Origin of the sequence: Micromonospora sp. NPDC048843 (assembly GCF_040649965.1) — a bacterium.
GTDB classification, from domain to species: Bacteria; Actinomycetota; Actinomycetes; order Mycobacteriales; family Micromonosporaceae; genus Micromonospora; species Micromonospora hortensis.
This window is the reverse complement of record NZ_JBEZGJ010000002.1, coordinates 77649-100105: the sequence shown is the minus strand read 5'-3', so window position 1 is coordinate 100105 and position 22457 is coordinate 77649. Positions and strand designations below refer to the sequence as shown.

Below are 22457 nucleotides of genomic sequence, written 5' to 3'. Positions count from 1 at the left end.
GTGGTCGGCGGGGCCATGGTGGTGAGCGTCATGACTCAGCGGTATGTCTATACCCCAGAGTCATAACGCTCATCACGGCCTCCGCCCGTCGGGACGTCCACTGCCGGTGCGGCTACGGCGCGGGCGACGCGGTCGCCGAGCCGACGTAGATGGTCGACCAGCTCCACCGGCTCGTGAACGGTGAAGTCGCACCCGAGCAGCGTGAGCCGGAAGGCGAGCCAGTCGACCGTGTCTTCCGGGCTGTGCCATCGGCACGACGCGTCGTCGAGCGGCTCCAACTCGCCGGCGTGGTCGCCCAGCCGGGCAGTCGCCTGCCCAGCCGGCATCGCGAGCGTCGCCACCGCCCGGAACACCGGTGCCAGGCTGTAGAGCTGGTCGGTCACGAACGCGGACGCGTCGTCGGTTGGCAGCTCGCGGGGCGCCACCCGTACCCCGGTTGTGGTGGCGTGTTCGATGCGGTCGACGCGGAACGTGCGCCAGTCCTCGCGCTCGTTGTCGTAGGAGACGACGTACCATCGATGGCCCACCACGACGAGCCGGTGCGGTTCGACGAGCCGCCGGCTGACGCCGCCATCGCCGTCGCGGTAGTCGAAGCGGACCCGCTCGTGTGCCGAGGCCGCTGCCGCGAGGACGATGAGCTGCGTCGGATCGACAAGCGACACCGCCGCCGCGGTCGACGACACGGTGGCCGCGGCGAGGGTGCCGACGTGGCGGCGCAGGCGCGGCGGCAGCACCTGCTGCAGTTTGGTGAGCGCCCGCACCGACGCCTCGGCGATGCCGGCGACCGGTTGCCGGGCTGCTGTGTGCAGGCCGACGGCGATCGCCACTGCCTCCTCGTCATCGAGCAGCAGCGGAGGCATCGCCTTACCCGCGACCAGTCGGTAGCCGCCCAGTACGCCCAGGCTGGCCTGGACCGGATAGCCCAGCTCACGCAGCCGGTCGATGTCGCGGCGCACGGTCCGCGGGGTGACCGCGAGACGCTCGGCGAGTTCGCTGCCGGGCCATTCGCGGGGCGTCTGCAGAAGGGAGAGCAGTCGTAACAGGCGGGCCGGTGTGTCGCGCATGCTCCCATGATGCGTGTCGATCTAGGACAGGTACCAGCCTAGATCGGGTCTACCGTCGTCCATCTCAGTGCGCCAAAGCCGCACCTGAAGAAGGAGACAAACCGATGAAGGTCGTTCCCGACGGATACCACACCGTGACCCCCTGGATCATCTCGCCGGGGAGGACGGGCGCACTGATCGATTTCATAGTCGGCGTCTTCGACGCCACCGAACTGGCCCGCATGGAGGTGGACGGTGTGATCGGCCACGCCGAGGTCCGTATCGGGGACTCGGTCGTGATGATGTTCGACAAACCTCAGTGGCCGGCCACACCCGCCTTCCTGCGTCTCTACGTCGCCGACGACGCCGAGGTGCTCAGCCGGGCCGTCGAACGCGGAGCGAACGTCGTCACCGAGCCGACCGAGCTCTTCTGGGGCGACCGGGTCAGCCGCTTCCGCGACCCGCTCGGCAACCTGTGGTGGATCCACCAGCGCGTCGCGGAGCCCACCGAGGAGGAGATGGGTCGACGGCTCGACGACCCCGAGTTCGCCAAGGCAATGGAGTACGTCCAGAGTGCCGAGTTCGCTCCCCACGGCTGACGTTGCTGTAGAGGTCACCAGGGCCTCGCCCCGGATGGCCGGGTCGGGTCCGTCAGAACTCCTCGTACACCGCCGGGTCCTGATCCGAGAGCCGCCCGTCCGAGCGGCCCAGCGCGGTGATGGCCTCGACCTGCGCGTCGGTGAGCTTGATGCCGAAGACATCCAGGTTCTCGACCTGCCGCTGCGGGGAGGCGGCCTTGGGCAGCGGGATCACCTGACGGGCCACGTGCCAGGCGAGGATCGCCTGCGCCGGGCTGACGCCGAGCGCGGTCGCGATCTCCACGACGACGGGGTGCTGCTGCAGGTCGTTGCCATGGCCGAGCGGGCTCCAACCCTGCACCAGGATGCCGTTCTCCCGGTGGTAGTCGATCGCCTCCTGCTGCGGAAAGTACGGGTGCACCTCGATCTGGTTGACCACCGGGGCGACCCCGGTCTCGGCCACCAGCCGCTCGATGTGCTCGGGCAGGAAGTTGGAGAGCCCGATGTGCCGAACCAGCCCACGCTCACGCGCCTCGATCAGCGCCCGCCACGCCTGCACGTACAGGTCGACCTTCGGGTTCGGCCAGTGGATCAGGTACAGGTCGATGCGGTCGAGGCCGGTGCGGAACACACTCTCCTCGATGGTGGTCAGCGCCTCGTCGTAGCGGTGGTGCCGTCCCGGCAGCTTCGAGGTGACGACCAGCTCGTCCCGCACGTCACCGGCCGCACGGGCCGCCCGGCCGACAGCGCCCTCGTTCTCGTAGTTCACCGCCGAGTCGATCAACCGGTAGCCCGCCCGGATCGCCTGACCGATCGCGTCGACACCCGCCGAGCCGTTGAGCCGGTACGTGCCGAGCCCGATCGCCGGCAGGGTGGTGCCGTCGGCTGCCGCAAGATGGGGAATCGTCATGATTGGGACCCTACCTGCACGAGCTGCGCGCCGACGGTGGCTCAATGTCGAGCGCACGCGACGGAACGAGCAACCCGGAAGGCAGAAGACGGCGGGATTCAGCAGACGCGCGTCCGCCAGCTCACCTTCGTCACGGTCATGGGGACGTAGAAGAATCCGTCACCAGGAGGAGCGCAGTCCGTGCCGGTGAGAGTCATTCCTTGGGTAGTGAACGACCAGCTTATCTCGGCGTTCCGGTTCGTGTAGTTGTAGTAGTTGAAGCCCGTGATGTTGCCGCTCCACTCCGTCGTGGTCACCAGGGACGGAGTCGCCGTAGGAACCCCGTTCGGGTGATCCCAGTGGGGCCAGACGCAGAATGTGCCCGGCTGGCAGTTCCCGGGCGGGTAGACGCCGGCCCCCGACTGGGGTGCCGCCGAGGCAGGGGGGGCAACAGCCAGCACACCTGCGATGACGCCGGCGATGGCGAAGGGTTTCAACAGCACGGCTACCCACTTCCATTGATAAAAATGAATTAACTCAAGCTACCGGCGGAAATTTGCACCGTCAAGTACCTGCGCTGCCGCCCAGGCGGACGGCCGCATCGTTCGCGTGTGGACAGTGCGTCACGACCGCCGCAGCTTGCGACGACAGCAGGACTGCCGGTCGGCAGCCAGGGGTCAGGGCGACGAGCTGCTCCCGCACCGCAGGCCGTGGCGCCTACGGCCACTGACGGCAGGGCGCCAGCAGGGGGACCGGCCGCCGGCCGATCCGGCCACCTCCGAGCGCCCCCGCGACTCGGGTGGCAGGCGACCAGCTCGCAGCCAGCTCTGCGTTCGGGCCGCTCGGCGATCAGCGGCGGGTTGGTTGACACGGGGAACATAATCGATGCAAGTAAATATATGCCTGGGCTGAACGAGCTCCGGTCCCGTCCCTGAACACCGTTAGGAAGGGAAGCTCATGCGCAGATTTACCAGCCGAATCGCTGCGGGTCTCGCCGCCGCCCTGGTCACCACACTGGCCGTGACGACACCGGCGTCGCCCGCAGCCGCTGTCGAGACGCTCAAGGTTCCCGACACCGGCCTCGTCTTCTACCAGGCCTACACGCAGATCATCGTAGGCAGGCAGGCCACGCCCGACGGTATCTGCCGCCCGGTCCCGGCCGAGGCGATCTGGGCGATCGGCTGGAACGGCTTCGGTTCCGTCTCTGGCTACCGGACCTCCGACTGCACCGGCGCTGCGTCCGAGCTCAACAACTTCCACAGCTGGCCGTACGAGGGCTACTACCTCTCCTACCGGGCCGGTTGACCAGCTTTCCCGGTGGTCGTTCGCGAACGGCCACCGGGAAAGCACCGAGCCGGAATTGCCCGGATCGCCCCGCCGGTCGAGCAGGCGACGCCGGGACGTTGCCGGGCCGGCCAGAGTGGCATACGTCTGGCCGGCGATGGTGCCGCTAGTTAGGAGGCCTCGTCGGGGTCGTAGTGCTCCGGGTCGGGGATCCGGGTTCGGCCAGTGGCCAGATACAGATCGATCCGGTCGCGGCCGGTTACCGGGTGATCGCCCGCTCAGTCGAGGAACCGCCGCCCAGCAGCGGGTCGGTACGCCGCTCGGTCTCGGGCAGATTCATCGCGGCGGTCAGGAGATTGGCGAGCCGACGGCTGTCGTCCAACCCTTGCCCCTTGCCGGCCCAGTCGTCGAAGGTGAGCCTGATGTTCTCGTCCGTCGTGATGATGTCCAGGACTGGGCCTCGCTTGTCGCGTTCGCAGAACCGCACGTAGCGAACGTCCGCTAGAGGGAACTCGCGCTCGATCGTGCCTTGTTTGCGAACCGAACTCTGTGCCGAGATGAAGAGACGTGCGGGTGTCACTCCCAGGTAGGCGTCCTCGCCGACGAGGCGGTCGAGGTTGACATCGGCGATGGCTAGCAGGGGTTCCTCGCCAGGCACGACCCATCGGAGGATTCGCAGCACCTCATCTGGCACAGCCTCGGCGAAGACGGTGAGAGGCGGATCCAGCGGAGCGGTCTGGGTGTGCACACGGTTGCGAAGAATTGCCACCCGCTCGGCCAACGCCTCGGCCATGTCGACAGCGGATTTGATGTCCTGGCGCTTCGCGGTGAACGGCAGACTGAACTCGGCCGGAAGCTCGGCGATCAGACGACATTGACGTTCAAGACCGGCAAGCAGATCCGCCACGTCCTCCATGACTTGGGTGTGCTCACGCTGAGTCTCGGCGACCAACTCGGCCAGCAGGCCCTCGTTCTCGGCGGCATGGGCCTCGTCGCGGCTGATGTGTCCCGCGCGCAACACCTGGAAGCGATACCAGGACCACTCCGCCATGAGCATGCCGTGAGCGTCGGCGAGAATCTGGTCGACGTTCTTCTGAACGTAGGTGCGACGGCTCTGCCCGTCAGTATCGAGCGCCGTGATGTGCCGGCGGACGAGCGACGTGAAGAGGTGCCGTTGCTTGCGTAGGTCCGCGTCCCTGGTCGCGATGGAGGCGAAGACGTGGTCGTTGACGCCGCTGGCCGCCTGGGCCTCACGTACGGCGCGCAGCGTCGTCTCATGCAGGCCGAGCAGCGTCGCCCACTGATCCTCGTGCAGCGCCCGAAGAACGTCGCGAGTCAGTTGGACGTTCTCGTCAAGTCGACGTGAGATCGACGCCAGTTGCACCTGCAGTGCCAGGAGTGCGGCGGCCGGCCCGAGAGCGCTGAGGATGGAGGCGGTCTGCGCCCCTGTCACGGGTGCCCAGCGCACCAGGTTGGCGATCTTCCCGTTGGTCGTGACGAGAGCACCCAGGTTCCAGCCGCCTGACGTCATCGGTTGCGCGGTCTTGAGCGCCTCCAACGTCTCGGGCGCCAAACGCACGAGCCCCTGCACCGTGGTCGCACCCTGTGCACCCTGCGCCGCGAGATTGCCGATGCCCGAGGCCATCGCGAGCTTGTCGGTAAGGCCTTGCTTTGCGTGAGCGCTCATCATTTCGAAAGGGATCACGTCGAAGCCGATGGGCGGCTGGTCCCCGAAGAGCACGGCCAATCCCGGCTCGATCTCGACGAGGCTGACGGTCGGCTCGTCGTCGGGGAGAACCGTGGCGTCGAGGGTGCCGTTGTCAACGAGTGTGGAGAGTTCGTTCTCGGATGCCTCGGCTTCGGGTGCCATCCCACGTCCTTCATGATCGACAGCAAGAGCATCACATTACGTGTCAACGTGGTCACCCTGGCTCATCCGGAGCGGTACCTCATTTCGCGTAAGGTCCACACGCGAGTGACTGAACAGATCACCTGCGGGTCGTGGGCTCCAGTTGTGCGAGCAGGGTGCTCACCTCGGTGTGTAGGCGCCGCAGCTCTGCTGCGCCAGGGGCAAGCTCGTAGCAGTGGTGGTGCGTGGCGGCGGAAAGCGTCACCCAGGCGAACGCCACGCGACGAGCGGTCTCGCGGCCCGGACCGAGCCGGCCGCGCAGCATCAACTGCTTCGCGCGGCCCTGCCGGCACGCCGCCACGGCCGGCTGCACCCGCCGCCAGTAGCCGTCGACACCGCCTTCGAGGGCGAGCCGGATCAGGCAGGCGCAGGCCCGCGGCCACCAGCCCGCGGTCACCGCCGTGGTGCCGAGCAGCCCGGCCCCGCGCAGCAGCTGATCGGCCGCCGCCAGGCAGCGCTGTGGCGTCGGCGCGGTCACGACAGCGCCGCCACGAGGAGGCGGGCGTCCGCGACCAGGCCGGGCAGGTCGGCCAGGTACGCGCCGTGCACACCCTCCCGACATGCCTGGTACGCGTTCACCGCACGTCGTCCGTGCCGGCGGCCCAGCCAGCCGAGCACGTCACCACCCTTCTCGGCGTCGTCGAACACCGCCAACGCGACGGTGGTGGCGACCCGTCGGGATGCCTCCTCGATCGCCTCCTCGATGTCGGTGTGCCGAACGCCTCGGGCCACCCGGTTCCGCCAGACCGAGCGATGGCATGCCGCCTCGACGGCAGAGCGGCACAGCTCCGCGACCACCGGCCCGCGCACGTCGGCGGGGATCTCCTCGTTACGCGCCAACGCGTACGCGTCGTCCAGGTAGCGGGTCACCGGGTCGGAGCCGGGCCGCAGCGTCACCACCGACTTCTCCGCGCGGGTCACCTCGATGATCCGCGCCTTGCCGAGACCGAGACGGCGGACCGCGTCCGGCAGCCGGGTGTCGTGGGTGAAGACGACCACCTGCCGCTGCTCGGCCAGCTCGGCGAGCACCCGCGCGAGACCGTCCACCTTCGACGGGTCCATGCTCTGCACCGGGTCGTCGACCACGATGAACCGGAACGGGCTCTCCGGGGCGCAGCTTCGGGGCAGGAACGTCGCCAGCCCGAGCGCCTGCATCTCACCCTGGCTCATCACACCCAGCGCCGTGCCGTTGTCGACCCCGTCCACGCTGACCGGGAAGACCACCCGCCGCCGGGTGTTCGCGCCTTCCAACGTCATCGACCCCAGCTCGACGTTGCTCTCCTGCCGCAGCTGCGCCCAGATCCGCTGCGAGTGCCCGGCAAACGGCGCGACCCGCTCGCTGCGAATCTGCGCACCGGCGTCCTTCAACCACGCGCGTGCGGCCTTCAACCGGGCCAGGGCCGCCTCCCGCGCCGGCAGACCGCCGACGGTGGCCACCCACTCGCGCACGTCGGCCGCCGCCGCCCGCCAGCCAGTGTCGCGCTGCCGCAGAAACCCCTCGGCGTACGCGCGGGCCGCGTCGACCGCCGCCACCACCGCCGGGTACCGGGCGGCCAGGTGGTCGGCCAGCTCGGCCGGCTCTCCGGGTACGCGCCGCAGCGCGGCAACGGCGTCACGCAGCACCCCGGCCGTCGGCTCCGACCCGGCGCCCCCGGGCACAACGAGGTCGTCGATCAGGTGGTGCGTCTGTCGCAGCAGAGCCGTCAGCCGGGTCGTCGCCGTCTGGGCAGCGACGCTGCGCTCTCGAAGCTCGCTGAGCGACTCTGCGGCGGCGGCACGCCAGCCACCGTCGAGGGAGCCGGTGGCGCAGACCGGGCACGACCCGTCGCCCTCGTCCTCGTGATGTTCGAGGGCGAGACGGAGCAGTTCGGCGCTCCGTAGCGCGGCCCGGGACCGACCACCGTCGTACCGCCGGGCCTCGACCGCCGCGTCCCGCAGCTGATCGGCGAGCCTTGTCACCTCGTCGACCGGCGGCGGGGCGAGGGCGGCGAGCTCCCGACAGAGCAGCACCTCCCGGTCAGTGGTCGCCTCGTCCGGTTCGTCGAGGATCGCCGTCACCGCGCCGAGGTCGACAACGCCCCGGCCACGCAGCAGCACGGCGGCCCGCCGGGCCCGCTCGTCCGCGATCCCGTCGAGCGTGGCGACCAGGGTGGCACGCTGTGCGCGTACCTCCTTGATGCTGGTGTCGTGCGGCCGGGCGGCGCGCAGCAGACGCTGGTCGGCGTCGGTGAGCGCGTCCAGCCCGAGAATCGCGAAGAGCGCGTCGAAGAGCTGACTCTGTGTTCCGGCGGCGAGCTTGCCCAGCTCGGCGGCAGTGAGGAACGGCCGGTACAGCTCCAGCGAGCGGGCCAGACCCAGCTCGGAGAGGTCCGCGTGCCGGCCCCGTGCGCTGGTGACGGTCACCTCGGCGTCGGCCAGTTCCGCCCCGACCGGCCAGGCGCGGTTCACCCGGGTCGGCGTGGCCACCCCGTCGACGCGCAGCTCCACACCCACCCAGCACGGGTCCGGGTTGTGCAGGTTGCGCCACCCGGTACGCCAGACGCTGGTCTTGTCGGCCCACCGGGCGCTGTCCCCGGTGAGGGCGAGTTCGGCAGCCTCGGCGAAGCTGGACTTGCCGGAGCCGTTGCGGCCGACGACCAGTGTGAAACCCGGCCCGGGGCCGATCTGGATGGTCCGTTCCGGGCCGACGCCACGGAACCCGGCGACGGTCACCGACTTCAACCAGATCCGTTCCGCCGGACCGTCGTCGGTGGGGGAGCGGGGGTCGAGCCGGGTGGGAGTGCCGGCGAGTGCCGCGGCCAGGTCGTCCTCGCTGGTCAGCGCGGCAAGGACCAGTTCGGCGGTCTCGGTGGGTACGTCGCCTGCGTCGGCGAGGCGGTCGAAGATCAGGTCGATCAGGGGCGCGGTGGTCTGTGCGGGCTGGGTCATTGTCGTCTCCAGGCGTGTGGTGTCCGCGGGCCGACGGCGCGTCGGCCCGCCCGGGGTGAGCGGTGGATGTCGGTGCTGCGGCTCAGCGCGCGGGGCGCCACTCGCCGCAGTTCTGGGAGCTGAAGGCGTAGTCGGAGGAGCGGATCGTCACCTGCACTCGGCGGGCGCTATTGGTGAAGTAGTTGTCGATCGTGTGGCCGGAGCTGTCCTGCCGTTCCCAATAGCAGCCGTCGACATCCGTGGTGACGTACGTGCCGGGCTTGATCTCCTTACCGACGCGGAACGTGCCCTCGCCGAAGATCCGACCCTGGGCTGCCAGGTCCGCGTCGACCTGCCCGCGCTTCACCGTCTCGCGCCACTTCTTCGCGTACGGGTAGCTGGGACAGAGCAGGAGGGCTGCGTTGATCTCGGGGATCTGCTCGCTGCTGGCGGCGAAGCCAGCTTCCAAGTACGTGTCCTCGGGGTCGACGGCGGCACACATCTCGTACAGGGTCGCGATATCCCCGTCGTCGTACTTGGACGTCGTCAGCGCGGCCTTTTCGGTGTCGGTTACGGGCTGGATCTCTGTCTGGGCATCACAGGACGTCGGCTTCGCCGCCCACACCTCGCTGAAGTCCGGCCGGCCGTCCTTGCCGGGCCGCACCGTGAGCAGCGCATCCCAGTCGTTACCCGTGTCGCACTCAAAGCTGACCGGCGGCTGCTGCGGGGTGTTCTTCGGGTCGTCCGGATAGGAGTCGCTGGAGTCGGGGATAGCGTCGCCGTCCCGGTCGGAAGGAGGAAGCGTTGGCGACGTACTGGAGGAGGCGGACATGCTCGGCGTGGCGGTCACCGGCGTGGCGGTGGAGCGCTTCTCGTCGCCGCAGCCGGTCAGCATCATGGCCAGTAGGGCAGTGGTGAGCAGCGCGCCGGACGCGCGGACAGCTCGGTGCAGGCGGATGGTGCAGGCGAGCGCGTCGTACGGCTCAGAACGGGCCATTGTCGTCTCCGCAGGGAGGAAGGTCCGCGGCCTGGAACCAGGCGGACTGAGTGACGGGGAAGTCAGACGCTTTCGAGCTGATGACGTAGACGAATCAGTAGGCAGGGGTCAGCACCAATCGGCGTTCTGTCCTCCGCAGAGGGCTAGGTGCCCCGACCGGCGCTGTGAACAGGCGGGCTGTGAACAGCCGGGGCGGGCGTGGGTTGCCCGCCCCGATCGGTGGGGGGAGAGGTCAGCCGAGGGCGACGTCGACGCCGCCGGAGAACATCGAGTCGTGCAGCTCGAGCTTGGTGAGCTTGACGTTCTTCGGGATGTCGAAGACCACGACGCCGTTGACCTGGTTGCCGGGGTTGATGTCGTTGAGGAACGTCTCGGCGTTCTTGTTCGCGTAGATCGCCGCGCCGGTGTCGGCGGAGTACTCGGTGCCGTCGGCCGCGTACGCCTTCTGGCTGCTGCCGTCGAGCATCTGCGCTTCCTTGCCGATGTTCTTCACGATGAGCGTGACCAGGCAGAACTGGCCCTGCGCCTTCGCGCCGAGCAGGTCGCTGCCGATCTTGGCGACGCCGCACTTGGACGACTTCACAGTGAACTCGAACTTGCCGTCCCGGGCCGGTTCGCCCACCTTCGCGGTCTTCGCCGGAGCGTCCTCACCCTTGTCGTTGGCGCTGGAGCTCGTGGGCTTGTCGGCGGCGCCGGAGCCGCAGCCCAGGGCGATGAGGCCGGTGGCGAGCAGAGCGAGAGTGGTGGTCTTGCGCATCGTTGTCCTCCTGAAGTGAGTGTTGCGGGGTCAATGAGAGCATCGTCCGACAACACTGTCAACAGACAATCTCGTGCTTGACAGGTGTGCGAGACTTTCGGCGTGGAGAACCCGACCATCACGGCAGCGGAGATCGCCCGGCTCGCCGGTGTCGGTCGCGCTGCGGTCAGTAACTGGCGTAAACGGCATCCCGACTTCCCCGCCCCCGTGGGCGGAACGACGGCGAGCCCCGAGTTCGACCTGATCCAGGTCGAGCAGTGGTTACGCACCCAGGGCAAGCTCCCCGAGCTCGCCACCGTCGACCGGCTCTGGCGACACCTCGCCGCGGCCAGCGACTCCCCGGCTGCCGGCCTCGCCGCCGTCGGCGCCCTGCTGCTGGCCCGTCAACGCGGCTCCCGCAGCGCCAGCATCGACGCCCAACTCACGCCGCTGCTGCCCGACGTCGACGCCCTTGCCGACGAGTTGGGTCCGCAGGGCGCGTTCGACGAGCTGTGGCAGCGGTTCTCCGCACCAGGGCCCGGCCGCCCCTTCGCCACCCCCGACGATCTCGCCGACCTGATGATCGGGCTCGCCAACGTCGGCGGCGGCTCAGTGCTCGACCCGGCCGCCGGCTCCGGCGCCATCCTGCGAGCCGCCGTCCGCGCCGGCAGCACCTCGATGTACGGGCAGGAACTCGACGACGAGTTGGCCCGGCTCGCCGGCCTGTGGCTGGCCCTGCACGACGTACCCGGGGAGGTCAGCGGCGGTGACTCGCTGCGCGCCGATGCCTTCGCCGGCCGCGCCGTCGACGCCGTCGTCTGCCACCCACCGTTCGGCGCGACCAACTGGGGCGACGAGGAACTCGGCCACGACCCTCGCTGGATCGTCGGCACCACACCCCGTACCGAACCCGAGCTGGCCTGGGTGCAACACGCCCTCGCCCACCTGCGGGTCGGCGGGCACGCCGTCCTGCTGATGCCACCCACTGTCGCCAGCCGCCGCGCCGGCAAACGCATCCGCGGCGAGCTGCTGCGCCGAGGTCACCTGCGCGCCGTCATCGCGCTCCCACCGGGGGTGGCGGCGCCACACGGCGTACCCCTGCACCTGTGGGTGCTGCGGCGGGCCGCGACCGACGCGCCGCCACCACCGCGGGCGCTGCTGATCGACGCCGCAACCGGCGACCTGGCCGACACCGCACCGCGCGTGCTGGCCGCGTGGCGGGAGTTCGTTGCCGCCCCCGACGGCGACGTCGAGGAGGCCGGCTTCGCCCGCGCGGTCCCGGTCATCGAACTGCTCGACGAGGAAGTCGACCTCACCCCCGCACGCCGGCAGCCCGCCGTCGTGGGCGAGGCCTCCGGAGAGCATCTGGTACGCACCAGAGAACGACTGGCCGCCATCGTCGGCGAGCTGCCGGCGCTGCTGCCGCAGGTCACACCCGCGCCCGACGGGCCGGACGGCCTCTTCCTCACCGTTGGAGAGTTGGCGAAGACCGGGGCGCTGCAACTGATCGGTCCGGTCCGCGCCGGCACCTCCGCACCCGCACCCGACGGGCCGCCGGTGCTCACCGTGCCGGACGTGCTCGCCGGGTCGGAGGCGTCCGGTCGGGGCGACGACCGGTTCGGGCAGGAGATCCCTCTGGCCGTGGGCGACGTGGTGGTGCCGATGATCGCGCGGCAGCTCACCGCACGGGTGGTCACCACCGAGGGGATGCTGTTGGGGCGCAACCTGTACCTGCTGCGACCCAACCCGGCGGCGCTGGATTCGTGGTTCCTGGCCGGGCAACTGCGGACGTCGGCGAACGAGAAACAGTCGTCGAGTCTCTCGGGCACGATGCGGTTCGACATCCGACGGGCGCAGGTGCGGAGGCTGTCGCTGGACGAGCAGCGGGCGCACGGGGACGCGTTCCGGCGTCTTGACGCCTTCGAGTCAGCTATCCGGCAGGCCGCCTCACTGGGGGCGGAGCTGGCGCAACTCACCGCCGACGGCCTGGCACGCGGGTCAATCCGTCCGGACAACCCACGGTGACCCCACACTGCGGGTTGTCGCCTCCAGCGCTGCCCGCACGTCGTCGGATATCCGACGACGGCGCAGTGCTTCGGTGACATAGGCGGAAACCTGGCGGGCCGGGAGTGCATAGCGATGCTCGGCCACGTCATCAGGGACGGAGATCGTTACACGCCGCTCATGCTCGCGAACCTAGCGAGACAGGAACGCTCCGTCAGCGACCGTCCGCTGACAGTCGGTTGATCATCTCCACCGAGTGGGGGACCCCGACGGCGCCGGCCAGCAGCAATACTCCTGACTTAAGGCAATCGAAAGGAACCTGGTGAGTACCAAGCACCAAGAGCTCGCGAAATTCATCTGGGATGTGGCCGAGCTGCTCCGCGGCGACTACAAGCAGTCCGAGTACGGCCGGGTGATCCTGCCGCTGACCGTGCTGCGTCGGCTCGACTGCGTGTTGGAGCCGACGAAGGACGCGGTGCTTGCCCGGCATGCGCAGCTCAAGGACATGGGCGTGCAGAACATGGACCCGGTGCTGCGCAAGGTCGCTGGGCTGTCGTTCTACAACACGAGCGAGATGTCCTTCCGCAAGCTGCTCGGAGACCAGGACCACGTGGCGCTGAACCTGCGCGCCTACATCGGCGGCTTCTCGCCCGGTGCGGTCGACGTGCTGGAGAAGTACGGCTTCGATACCCAGATCAGCCGCCTGGCCGAAGCCGGCCTGCTCTACCAGGTGGTCGCGAAGTTCGCCGACATCGACCTGCACCCGGACGTGGTCTCCAACCATCAGATGGGCTACGTCTTTGAGGAGCTGATCCGCCGCTTTTCCGAAATCAGCAATGAGACCGCCGGAGAGCACTTCACCCCGCGCGAGGTCATCAAGTTGATGGTCAACCTGCTGCTCGCTCCGGACGAGGACGACCTGGTTACCCCGGGCATCGTCCGCAAAATTTACGATCCGGCCTGCGGCACCGGCGGCATGCTCAGCGAGGCCCAGGACCACATCCAGGCCCATAACCCGCAAGCCACCGTCGAGGTGTACGGGCAGGAGCTCAACGGCGAGACGTACGCGATTTGCCGCTCCGACATGATGCTCAAGGGCGGCGATCCGACGAAGATTGCCTTCGGGAACTCGTTCAATCAGGACGGTCACGACGACGAGCGCTTCGACTACATGCTCGCCAACCCGCCGTTCGGCGTGGAGTGGAAGAAGGTCGAGGCGTTCATCAAGGCCGAGCACGCCCGCGGCCACGCTGGCCGGTTCGGGGCCGGGCTGCCCCGGATCAACGACGGTTCGCTGCTCTTCCTCCAGCACATGATCTCGAAGATGAAGCGCCCCGAGGACGGCGGCAGCCGGCTGGCGATCGTCTTCAACGGCTCACCGCTTTTCACCGGCGCGGCCGGGTCGGGGGAGTCGGAGATCCGCCGCTGGATTCTGGAGAACGACCTCTTGGAGGGCATTGTCGCGCTGCCCGACCAGCTCTTCTACAACACCGGCATCTCCACCTACTTCTGGATCCTCACCAATCGGAAGAATCCTGCCCGCCGACGCAAGGTCGTGCTGCTCGACGGCCGCGACTACTGGACCAAGATGCGCAAGAGCCTCGGCGACAAGCGCAAGATACTCACCGACGAGCACATCGCCGACCTGACGCGCGCCTACGTGGATGCGCTGTCCATCGCGGACGACCCGGAGCACCCGCAGCACGCCAAGGTGAAGGTCTTCAGGACCACCGACTTCGGCTACCAGCGCATCACCGTGGAGCGGCCATTACGGCTGCGCTTCGAAGTCACGGAGGAGACGGTCGCGTTGCTCGCGGAGGCGCGGGCGGTGCTTAAGTACGCAGAGCGGGAGTCGCTGCTGGCGGCGGCGAAGTCGCTGATCGGGTTGAAGGCGGCGACCCGTGCGGTGTTCGCGATGAAGCTGGTCGGGCTCGGCAAGTTGCCGACGGCGGTGGAGAAGGCGGTGTGGGAGGCCTTCTCGGTCAGCGACCCGGAGGGGGAGGTGCAGACGGACCGCAAGGGCAAGTGGCTGCCCGACGCCGACCTGCGCGATAACGAGAACGTGCCGCTGGTCGAGGACATCCACGACTACCTCAAGCGGGAAGTGCTTCCGCACGTCCCCGACGCCTGGATCGATGACACAAAGATTAAGATCGGGTACGAAATCCCCTTTACCCGCCACTTCTACGTCTACGAGCCGCCGCGACCGCTCGCCGAAATCGACGCCGAGATCAAGGCACTCGAGGCGGAGATTCAGGCACTGCTTGCCGAGGTGACGGAGTGAGCGTTGTTCGTCTCCGGCACGTTGTCGATGTTAATCCCGCATGCCCAGGCTTCGACAGGCTTCCCTCGGACGAAGAGTTGACCTTCCTGCCGATGGAGGCGGTCTGGGCTGACTCAAGGCTAGATGTGAGTCGCGTCAGACTGAAGAGCGCCGTCGCTACTGGCTACACTCGCTTCCAAGACGGAGATGTGCTGCTTCCCAAAATCACCCCCACCTTTGAGGCGGGGCGCTCCGTCTTGATTTCAGGTCTCCGGAATGGCGTAGGTGCGGGGACGACAGAGCTTCACGTGCTTAGGCCCACCCGGCAGATCGAGCCTAGGTTCCTAACCTATGTAACACAGAGTCAGCCGTTTCTGAAGCTTGGCGAAGCGGAGCTGTACGGCGTTGCGGGACAGAAGCGAGTCCCTGACGACTTCGTCCGGGACTTCACTGTGGATTTACCATCCATCGAGGAGCAGCGGCGCATTGCCGATTTTTTGGATGCGGAAACAGGACGCATTGATAGGGTCCGTGCAGCACGTAGTCGGACCAAGGCACTCTTCCAGCTGAAGCGCGAACGAATTATAGAGCGCCTCATCGCCCCAGGTGGGGGCACTAGCGATGGACTCATCCCCTTGAAGCACCTAGTCGAAACTGTCACCGTTGGAATCGTGGTGACACCGGCTGCATGGTATGTGGAGAACGGTGGCGTACCAGCGCTACGGGGTACCAACGTCAAGCCAGGAAGGATTGACGCAAAAAATCTTGTCCAAATCAGCCCGGAGGGGCACCTCGCGCACCATAAGAGTCGGCTGAGATTAGGCGATTTGGTTGTAGTGCGTACCGGTCAGGCGGGCACCGCCGCGGTCGTGACCCCCGAGTTCAATGGCGCTAACTGCATCGACCTAGTTATCGTAAGGCCCGGGCCTTCCCTCGTTCCCAGGTTTGCCGAGTACCTGCTGAATTCCAGTTACGCGAAGCGGCGAGTGGCGGAGTTTTCGGTCGGCACCATTCAGTCCCACTTTAACGTCGCTGCCATGAAAGCGATGCCCATACCCCGACACTCGGTGGTCCAGCAGCGGCGCATTGTTGCGGAAATAGACAAGGCCCTGCAGCCGATCGACAAGACAATAAACCGCATGGAGGAACAGGACCGACTGCTGGCTGAGCGGCGTCGGGCGCTGATCACGGAAGCAGTAACTGAGCGGATCGGCCTCACAACGGTATAAGGGGGTCTCGCATGAGCGCTTGTGACGTCAGCGGGGTTGGCGCTGATTCCATGGTGGCGGGTCTACAGGAGAGGCGACTTCTATCGCAAGGATGGGGAGGAAATCGTGAGTTTTAGTGCCGCTCGGCTTACCTGCTTCGCCCTAATCTCTGCTCTTGAGGAGGACCTGCGCCTGGAGATCGAGAGTCTTCATGGGGGCCAAGGAGTAGACGCGATCTTGCCGCCCGTGATTGCTTCTAAGGCCCAAGAGCGGCGAGCTAGGGATCATGGGAAGGCGGCTGCTCGATCGGAAGTTGCACTCCTGCCATATCTTGACTTCGCTGACAGTTATGAAGTCCTGCTTGGACGAAGAAGTGACTTAGCGCCGGCCGTTTCGGAGAATCTGGCCCATCTTGCGCCTGCCCTTGGCCGTATTGCGGCGATCCGAAATCGAGTCGCGCACACTCGACCAATGGAGATTGACGACCTTCCAGCTCTGCTTGATGTAATTGGCAGGCTGGCTGATCGGAGTGGGAACCACTGGACGACCATTGCGGAGACCCGTCAGAGACTCCAACAGGATCCTGCCTACGTCCTTGGACTGAAGATCGACTTGCCCATCGATCCGACACGGAGTCCTCAGCACAATTTGCCTGTGCCGGATTTCGACGAGACGGGGTTCTTCGGTCGCCAGCAGCAGCTGATCCGAATTAAAAGAGCCATTAAGGGCGCGTACCCTGTCGTTTCCGTTCTTGGTGAAGGAGGGATTGGGAAGACTTCTCTTGCGCTGAAGGCTGCCTATGATCTCCTTGACGACGAAGCCGTGCAATTTGACGCATTCGTTTGGGTCAGCGCCAAGGCGACCGTCCTGACGCCGAATGAGATTCGACGTATCAGTGGTGCGATCAAGGACTCATTGGGGCTATTTACTCGAGCAGCAGAAGAGCTTGGTGTTCTCGCGCCTGGCACTGATCCCGTCGAGGAGGTGCTCAACTACCTTGAGAACTTCCGCATCTTACTTATTCTCGACAATCTTGAGACGGTGCTGGACCAACGACTCCGAAACTTTCTTCTAGATTTGCCGCTTGGCAGTAAGGTCATAATCACAAGCAGGATCGGACTCGGTATCGAGAATCCTGTGAGTTTGGGAGCTCTGTCTGAGGATGAAGGTGCCCGCCTCCTGCGTGCTGTTGCAGGAATCCGCGGAGCGCGCGTCCTTACCGAAATGCCGAACGAAATGATTCAGGCTTTCGTGAAGAAGATGGGCGGGCACCCTGCCTATCTTAAATGGTTTGTTGCCGGGGTCCAAGCAGGCAAAAGGCCGGAGGATCTTGTCTCCGACAATGCGTTACTTTTGGATTTCTGCATGTCAAACGTCTACGGCTACCTGAAGGCGGACGCGCAAAACGTACTCCGCTGTATGCAGGTCCTGCCAGGTGCTCGCAATCAGGGCGAACTCGCATTCTTAACCGAGTTTTCGGCCACTCGTATGCAGGCAGCGTTGCTCGAGCTAATCACGACGAACTTTGTCCAGATGCGAAGCCAGAGCACGAACGCTTCTGAGATCGTTGACACGACTTACCAGCTAACGGACTTCGGTAAGCAATATCTGGATAGTCGGCACCCTGTGTCTGGGCGCGACAGGGCCGAGCTTATTCGGCGTCACCAACAGCTCCACAGCGTTGGTGCCGACCTCCGTGCGGAAGGCTCGGCTAGCCCTTATTCGCCGGAAACAGTTGATGTTCGGGGGACCGGTGACTTCAACGTTGCCCGCTTGCTACGGGACGCGCTCCTGGCGGCGGCCCGTGGGAACACGGATGAGGGCTTGTCGAACTGCCGCGAAGCGCAACTCCTCGCTCCTACGTATCACGAGGCGTGGCGGGTAGAAGCCCATATTCAGGTACTTCGCAGTGACTTCGGTGCGGCGCGAGCCGCCTATGAAAGGGCCCACGAGCTGGCTCCACTGTCGCCGACCCTCAACTACTTCTTTGGCAGCTTTCTCCTCGACCAAGGGGATAATCCCGCTCGAGGGCTTGAGCTCCTCCAAGCTGCAGCACGCGTAGATAACGCCCATACCGCGATCATTAATCAGATCGCGTGGGCGCATCTCCGGTTGGAGGACTATGCCTCTGCGATTCAAGTTACCGAGCACGCTCTCTCGACCGGTTCGCCGTACCAACCTGACTTGGTGCCGTCCGTCATAACCGCTTTCCGGGCCGCAGTCTATTGGGCAAACTCTGACCGCGATAAGGGAGACCTCGATAGCTCGCTGCATGCGTTGGAGGTGGGCGCCGAGTTGGCCAAGGTTGCGCCCGCTGGCCTTTTGGTGGACGAATCGCGTGATCGTATGGTTCAACTAGGATTGATTGGGGCTGAAATAGCAAGACTGTCCGATGAAAACTTCGTCGTGCGAAAGGCTAAGGATTTTCAAAACCAACTGTACGACAAGCTGAGTGTTGTCGACCAAGGCTGGCTTGAGCGGCGTGTCGGAACGGTTAAGTTCATTTCGGATAAATACTTCGGCTTCGTCACCTATGCTGGCCATGACTATTTCTATCATCTTAGGGACCTCGCTGATTCTGCCGAATGGGAGTATATTGGTGAGGGTACGCCAGTGGCGTTCAGTCCGAATAGGAGTCATCCAAGGGGCTACAGAGCTGAAGGCGTTCGCTGGCTCGGCTAAGTAGTTGGTGCGAAGTGTTGGCGGTGGGTTTCAGGGTGACGGGGTGAGGTCTTGTGGCAGTCGGAGACGAGCGATCGTTCGAGGCGACGATCGAGAATGCATTGATGAACGCCGGGTGGCTTGGCGGTGTGGCTGAAAGTTACAGCCCGGAGCTTGCGATCGATACCGCCGAGCTCTTCGCGTTTGTCCAAGCCACGCAGCCGGACGAGTGGACCAAGCTGCTGGCCTACCACAGGAACAACCTGAACGAGGCGCAGCGGCACTTCGCTCAGTACCTCGCCAAGCAGATCGACGACCGTGGTCCCCTCGACGTCCTTCGCCGAGGCGTCAAGGACAAGGGCGTCCTCATCCGGCTCGCCTACTTCAAGCCAGCTCACGCCATCACCGACCACGCGCTTAAGTTCTACCGTGCTAACCGCCTCACCGTCACCCGCCAGCTCGCCTACTCGACCAGCAACAACAACACCCTGGACCTGGTTCTCTCCGTCAACGGCATCCCACTAGCGACGGTCGAGCTGAAGAACCCCCTCACCGGCCAGACCGTCGAGGACGCCAAGCGGCAGTACCGCGAGACCCGCGACCCGAAGGAATTGCTTTTCGCGAGGCGTACCCTCGTGCACTTCGCCGTGGATCCGGACCTGGTCTTCGTCACGACCAAGCTTGCCGGCGACAAGACCCGGTTCCTGCCCTTCAACACTGGCTCCGACGGGCCGGGCGTTTCCGGCGGCGCCGGCAACCCGCCCGCCGGCGAAAAGGGCTACCGCAGCTCCTACCTTTGGGAGCAGATCTGGCACCCGGACACCTGGATGGATCTGGTCCGGCGGTTCCTGCACACTGACAAGGAATCCAAGGATCTGATCTTTCCGCGTTACCACCAGTGGCACGCGGTGACCAACCTCGCCGACCACGCCGCCTGCAACGGCTCCGGCCACAATTACCTGGTCATGCACTCGGCCGGATCGGGCAAGTCGAACACCATCGCATGGCTGGCGCACCGGCTCTCCAGCCTGCACACCGCGCCGACCCTTGACGAGGATGCCCGGGTCAAGCGGCTGCGCCCCAACGAGCCGGTCTTCGACAAGGTCATCATCATCACCGACCGGGTGGTGCTCGACCGACAGTTGCAGGACACGGTCTTCCAGTTCGAGCACGTGCCGGGCGTGGTGCAGCGGATCGACAAGGACTCTGCCCAGCTCGCCGCCGCCCTCCAGGGCGAGACCGCCAAGGTTGTCATCACCACCATGCAGAAGTTCCCCTACATCCTCAATCAGGTGCAGGGGCTGCGCGGTAAACGGTTCGCGGTCATCGTCGACGAGGCGCACTCGTCGCAGTCCGGTGACTCGGCCGCCGCGTTGAAGAAGGTGCTGTTGAAGCTCGGCAGCGACGACGTCGACGAGTCGGGTGACCTGCTCACCGCGTCGGCGCTGGCGCGGGGTCGGCACGAGACGCTGTCGTACTTCGCGTTCACCGCCACACCCAAGCCGAAGACCCTGGAGCTGTTCGGAACGCCGCATCCGGTCACCGGCAACCCGCAGCCGTTCCACACGTACTCGATGCGGCAGGCCATCGACGAGGGCTTCATCCTGGATGTGTTGCGGAATTATCTGACCTACAAGTCGTACTGGAAGTTGGCCAACGCCAACCCGGACGACCCTGAGGTCGACCCGAAGAAGGCCGGGGCCCAGCTTGCCCGCTTCGCCAGCCTGCACCCCACCATGCAGGCGCAGAAGGCCGAGATCATCGTCGAGCACTTCCGCAAGCACACCGCGCTGCGCCTGGGCAATCGCGCCAAGGCAATGGTGGTCACCGGATCCCGCGAGGCCGCCGTGCGCCTGCACACCGCCATCAAGAAGTACGTCGAGATGCAGGGCTACGTCGGCTGCGACTCGCTGGTCGCGTTCTCTGGCGACCTGGAGGTCGACGGCGTCGAGCACACCGAAGCGCGGAGCAACGGCTTTAGCGAAGGCGAGCTGCCCGAGCGGTTCGCCTACACCGCCGCCGACGACAAGCACGCTGGCACGGCCAAGGCCAAGCAGACGACCGAATATCGGATCCTGGTCGTCGCCGAGAAGTACCAGACCGGCTTTGACCAGCCGCTGCTCACCACGATGTACGTCGACAAGCTGCTCAAGAACGTCGCCGCGGTGCAGACCCTGTCCCGGCTCAACCGCACCCACCCGCTCAAGGCCCAGGGTGACGTCTTCGTCCTCGACTTCGTCAACGAGGCCGGCGACATTGCCGAGCACTTCAAGCCGTACTTCGAGACTGCCGCCACCACCCCCACCGACCCGAACCTGCTCTACACCGCCCAGAACGCGGTGACGGCCTACCCGGTCCTGATCAACTCAGAGATGCAGGCGTACGTCGACGCTCTGCTCGCCGCCGAGCAGAAGGCAACCAGCGACACCGCGCTTCAGCGGGCACACGGCGCCCTCTACCGCTTCACCGAGCCAGCGGTCCAGCGCTTCAACGCTCTGGCTGCCGACGATCCGGAGGCCGCGGACGCCTTCCGGTCGGCACTGCGTGACTACACCCGGATGTACGCGTTCCTCAGCCAGGTAGTGCCCTACCACGACGAGGACCTGGAACGGCTCTACCTGTACGGGCGGGCACTGCTCAACCGTCTGCCCCGGCGGCAGGATCCTAGTGTCGACATTGGTGAGGTGGAGCTGACCCACCTTCGGGTCAGCAAGACCGGCGAGCATGACGCGTCGCTGTCGCCCGAAGGTGAGCAGATGCTGCCGGGCTTTCTCGGCGGGGCAGCAGGCCAGCAGCGCGACCTGGAGAAAGTCGTGTTGTCTGAGCTGATCGACGCGTTCAACGACAGGTTCGGCATCGGGCTGGGCGAGTCGGACAAGGTCTGGGTCGAGCAGCAGATCGTCGCGCTGGCCGAGGACGGCACCCTCGAAGCCGCCGCGATGGTCAACGACGAAAGCAACTTCGGCGTGGTCTGTGACAAGCGCATCGAGGACGTGATCCTGTCCCGCCACGACGACAACGGCAAGCTGATGCAGCGCTACCTGGACGACGAGAGCCTGCGCTCGCAGCTCAACCAGTTCGCACGCCGACAGGCGTACCAGATGATCCGCAGCCGTAAGGGCATCGCCTAACCCCCCCACCCCTCGCCGAGAGGAGGACGGTTGTCCCCGTCCACCCCCGACTTCCACCTCTGGGTCGCTACCGACGACTCCCGGACGGTTGTCGCGCTCGCGCCACTGAAGATGTCCAGAACACCCCTCAAGCACGAGTGGGGGAGCATCACTTACCTGCAGGCGATGCCAGCGGCTCAAAGCTCTTCCAAGCTGGGCGGCGTCATCGCGCTTTGCACCGCGGTGATGATTGGCACCCTGTTGCTCTGCCTCAGCAGCGCGCCGGTGCTGGTGATCCTCATCCTGATGGCGATGGTGCTGGGATTTGGGTTGCTGGTGATTCTCTCGAAGACGCCGCCACCCCAGGTGGTCGCGCCAGACGAGACGGCGTTCCCGGACCTCCACCACTCGCTCGACAAGCGTGAAGAGCGCGAAGAATTCCTCGACCTCATGGCCCTAACTGAGGAAGCCGGCCGTGGGTTACCAGCCGTGGAGGAAGCAATCGATCCGGCTGAGGGAGGAGAACTCCTCGCTCAGGTGTTGTGGGAGGCTGCCGACGTTCTCAGCCGTCGGCAACAGCTTCGCCCTCAGGTTGCCCGCCAACGGATTCATCCGGCGAGGGCCGGTTCACCCAACAGCACTGCCAGCCGCTCTCTGGCAGAACAGCGGGAGAGGACGAGGATGCTGTGGGAGCAGACCGAGGTGGAGCTGGCCCGCATCCAAACCTCACTTGAGCTCGCGGCTGTCGCCGCCCATAACGCTGCCGACGACCCAAACGCGATCGAGGCGGTTCGTGAGGCATACAACGAGTTGGCCGACGTCTACGGGGAGCGGTATTAGCTGGTTCAACCAGTGGATTGCCGGCTGA

16 protein-coding genes are annotated in these 22457 nt (G+C 66.0%); 8 read left to right on the top strand and 8 right to left on the bottom strand.

What is annotated here, in order from left to right; genetic code table 11:
• Window positions 1-47: 47 nt before the first annotated feature.
• Window positions 48-1064, bottom strand: coding sequence for a YafY family protein (locus AB0C20_RS01050; protein WP_357566963.1), 1017 nt, complete (start codon window positions 1062-1064; stop codon window positions 48-50).
• Window positions 1065-1168: 104 nt separating this feature from the next.
• Between AB0C20_RS01050 and AB0C20_RS01045 the strand changes: the two genes are divergently transcribed.
• On the top strand, window positions 1169-1642 hold the full coding sequence (locus AB0C20_RS01045) for a VOC family protein (RefSeq protein WP_357179783.1): 474 nt from the start codon (window positions 1169-1171) through the stop codon (window positions 1640-1642).
• A 52-nt stretch (window positions 1643-1694) separates the two neighbouring features.
• Here AB0C20_RS01045 and AB0C20_RS01040 read toward each other — a convergent pair whose 3' ends face one another.
• Together AB0C20_RS01040 and AB0C20_RS01035 are read right to left on the bottom strand one after the other, a co-directional pair.
• The gene (locus AB0C20_RS01040) at window positions 1695-2531 is read right to left on the bottom strand and encodes an aldo/keto reductase (RefSeq protein ID WP_357566962.1); all 837 of its coding nucleotides are present in this window, start codon (window positions 2529-2531) and stop codon (window positions 1695-1697) included.
• A 98-nt stretch (window positions 2532-2629) separates the two neighbouring features.
• Window positions 2630-3013: a hypothetical protein gene (locus tag AB0C20_RS01035; protein WP_357566961.1), complete on the bottom strand. Its 384-nt coding sequence runs from the start codon at window positions 3011-3013 to the stop codon at window positions 2630-2632.
• Between the two features lie 454 nt (window positions 3014-3467).
• Between AB0C20_RS01035 and AB0C20_RS01030 the strand changes: the two genes are divergently transcribed.
• Window positions 3468-3815, top strand: a complete 348-nt coding sequence (locus AB0C20_RS01030; RefSeq protein WP_357179789.1) for a hypothetical protein — start codon at window positions 3468-3470, stop codon at window positions 3813-3815.
• Window positions 3816-4053: 238 nt separating this feature from the next.
• Here the strand turns inward: AB0C20_RS01030 and AB0C20_RS01025 are convergent, their stop codons facing one another.
• The 5 genes from AB0C20_RS01025 to AB0C20_RS01005 all read right to left on the bottom strand — a co-directional run bounded on the left by AB0C20_RS01025 (window position 4054) and on the right by AB0C20_RS01005 (window position 10364).
• On the bottom strand, window positions 4054-5664 hold the full coding sequence (locus AB0C20_RS01025) for a hypothetical protein (protein ID WP_357179792.1): 1611 nt from the start codon (window positions 5662-5664) through the stop codon (window positions 4054-4056).
• Between the two features lie 118 nt (window positions 5665-5782).
• Window positions 5783-6181, bottom strand: coding sequence for a hypothetical protein (locus AB0C20_RS01020; RefSeq protein ID WP_357179795.1), 399 nt, complete (start codon window positions 6179-6181; stop codon window positions 5783-5785).
• Window positions 6178-8631 (bottom strand): AAA family ATPase, encoded by a 2454-nt coding sequence (locus tag AB0C20_RS01015; protein WP_357566960.1) that lies wholly within the window; start codon window positions 8629-8631, stop codon window positions 6178-6180. The genes AB0C20_RS01020 and AB0C20_RS01015 overlap by 4 nt, the downstream gene beginning before the upstream one ends.
• An 82-nt stretch (window positions 8632-8713) precedes the next feature.
• Window positions 8714-9607: a hypothetical protein gene (locus tag AB0C20_RS01010; protein WP_357179801.1), complete on the bottom strand. Its 894-nt coding sequence runs from the start codon at window positions 9605-9607 to the stop codon at window positions 8714-8716.
• Between the two features lie 232 nt (window positions 9608-9839).
• Window positions 9840-10364 carry a DUF4352 domain-containing protein gene (locus AB0C20_RS01005; RefSeq protein WP_357566959.1) on the bottom strand — a complete coding sequence of 175 codons (525 nt, stop codon included), beginning with the start codon at window positions 10362-10364 and terminating at the stop codon, window positions 9840-9842.
• Between the two features lie 102 nt (window positions 10365-10466).
• On the opposite strand from AB0C20_RS01005, the gene AB0C20_RS01000 reads away from it, so the two are divergent.
• The 6 genes from AB0C20_RS01000 to AB0C20_RS00975 all read left to right on the top strand — a co-directional run bounded on the left by AB0C20_RS01000 (window position 10467) and on the right by AB0C20_RS00975 (window position 22429).
• The gene (locus tag AB0C20_RS01000; protein WP_357566958.1) at window positions 10467-12368 is read left to right on the top strand and encodes an N-6 DNA methylase; all 1902 of its coding nucleotides are present in this window, start codon (window positions 10467-10469) and stop codon (window positions 12366-12368) included.
• A gap of 301 nt (window positions 12369-12669) precedes the next feature.
• Window positions 12670-14631 (top strand): class I SAM-dependent DNA methyltransferase, encoded by a 1962-nt coding sequence (locus tag AB0C20_RS00995; protein WP_357566957.1) that lies wholly within the window; start codon window positions 12670-12672, stop codon window positions 14629-14631.
• The gene (locus AB0C20_RS00990) at window positions 14628-15839 is read left to right on the top strand and encodes a hypothetical protein (protein ID WP_357566956.1); all 1212 of its coding nucleotides are present in this window, start codon (window positions 14628-14630) and stop codon (window positions 15837-15839) included. Before AB0C20_RS00995 ends, AB0C20_RS00990 begins: the two co-directional genes overlap by 4 nt.
• A 450-nt stretch (window positions 15840-16289) precedes the next feature.
• Window positions 16290-18500, top strand: coding sequence for an NB-ARC domain-containing protein (locus AB0C20_RS00985; protein WP_357566955.1), 2211 nt, complete (start codon window positions 16290-16292; stop codon window positions 18498-18500).
• 104 nt (window positions 18501-18604) lie between these two features.
• The gene (locus AB0C20_RS00980; protein WP_357566954.1) at window positions 18605-21610 is read left to right on the top strand and encodes a type I restriction endonuclease; all 3006 of its coding nucleotides are present in this window, start codon (window positions 18605-18607) and stop codon (window positions 21608-21610) included.
• A 30-nt stretch (window positions 21611-21640) separates the two neighbouring features.
• The gene (locus AB0C20_RS00975) at window positions 21641-22429 is read left to right on the top strand and encodes a hypothetical protein (protein WP_357566953.1); all 789 of its coding nucleotides are present in this window, start codon (window positions 21641-21643) and stop codon (window positions 22427-22429) included.
• The last annotated feature ends 28 nt before the right edge of the window (window positions 22430-22457 follow it).